Here is a 1,311-nt window from a genome sequence, read left to right as displayed (position 1 = left end):
CCGATCGAGGGGTAGCCGTTCTGCAGGAGCAGGTTCACGGGCACGTCGTGGTCCGTGGCGTAGCCGACCAGGTCGTCGAAGCTCCACGGGGCGACGGGGTTGACCTTGACCATGCCGTGGGCCTCGTCCCAGCCCACCAGCGGGGTGTTCGTGCGCGTCGGCGCCTCGTCCCGGCGGACGCCGGTGAACCACAGGTCGTATCCGGCCAGCGCCCGGTTGAGGGGCTCGACCTTGCGCATCGCGCAGCACAGCCCCGGGTCGCGGGCGAACAGGTCCTTGCCGTGGCGCTCGTCCTGCTCGGCCACGGTCAGCTCCGGGAGCACGTCCACCACGGTGACGGCGAGGCGGCGGGCCACCTCGTCGCGCGTCGCGAGCGTCTCGGTGAAGTGGTAGCCGGTGTCCAGGAAGAGGACGTCCACGCCGGGCATCCGCTGCGCCACCAGGTGCGGCAGGACGGCGTCGGCCATGGAGCAGGCCACGGCCGCCCGGCGGAGGTCCACATGGCGGGCGGCCCAGTCGACCACCGCCTCGGCGGGGGCGTCCCAGCCGAGCTCGGCGGCGCCGGACTCCGCGAGCGCCTGCAGGCGCTCGAGGTCCTCGGTCGGACGGGTGGGGGGAACGGTGCTCATCGGAGGGCCTCCTCGTCGACTCGGTGCGCCCACCGGGCGAAGGTCTCGCCCGGCTCACGCTGCTCGTCGTACCGGCGGACGACGCGCTCGACGTAGTCGACCAGCCCGTCCGCGCGGACCTTCAAGCCGCGGACGCTGCGTCCGAGGCCGGCCTCGGCGCGGTCCACGGAGGCCAGCCCGCCGCCCAGGTGAACCTGGAAGCCGGGCGTCTGGCCGCCGTCGTCGTCCGGGAGCAGCTGGCCCTTCAGGCCGATGTCCGCGGTCTGGATGCGGGCGCAGGAGTTGGGGCAGCCGTTCACATGCAGGCTCAGCCGCTCGGGGAGGCGGTCGGCGAGGTCGGCCAGGCGCTCCTCGAGCTGGGCGATCGCGGCGGTGGCGGTGTCCTTCGTGTCCACGATGGCGAGCTTGCAGAACTCCAGGCCCGTGCAGGCGATGGTGGAGCGGCGGAATACGGACGGCTCCGGGTCCAGTCCCAGCTCCTTCAAGCCGGCCACGACGGCGTCCACCCGGTCCCGCTCCACGTCCAGCACCACGATCTTCTGGTGGGGGGTGGTGCGCAGCCGCGTGGAGCCGTGGGCCTCGAGCAGGTCCGCGAGGGCGGTGAGGGTGGTGCCGCTGGAGCGGCCGACGACGGGAGCGGCGCCGATGTAGAAGCGGCCGTCCTTCTGCTCGTGGACCCCCA

Annotated in this window: 2 protein-coding genes; both read right to left on the bottom strand. The window is 73.4% G+C overall.

Annotated features, from left to right (window positions below; translation table 11 throughout):
- Positions 1–629, bottom strand: a 629-nt coding sequence (locus tag QL983_RS11260) for a phosphoadenylyl-sulfate reductase (protein ID WP_290153057.1), incomplete at its 3' end; no start/stop codon positions are given.
- On the bottom strand, positions 626–1,311 hold a 686-nt coding region (locus QL983_RS11255), incomplete at its 5' end, for a nitrite/sulfite reductase (RefSeq protein ID WP_290153055.1). The genes QL983_RS11255 and QL983_RS11260, both read right to left, overlap by 4 nt.

The organism is Micrococcus sp. APC 4021, assembly GCF_030407635.1.
Classification (GTDB): Bacteria; Actinomycetota; Actinomycetes; order Actinomycetales; family Micrococcaceae; genus Micrococcus; species Micrococcus luteus.
This window is presented reverse-complemented; position numbering and strand designations above follow the sequence as displayed.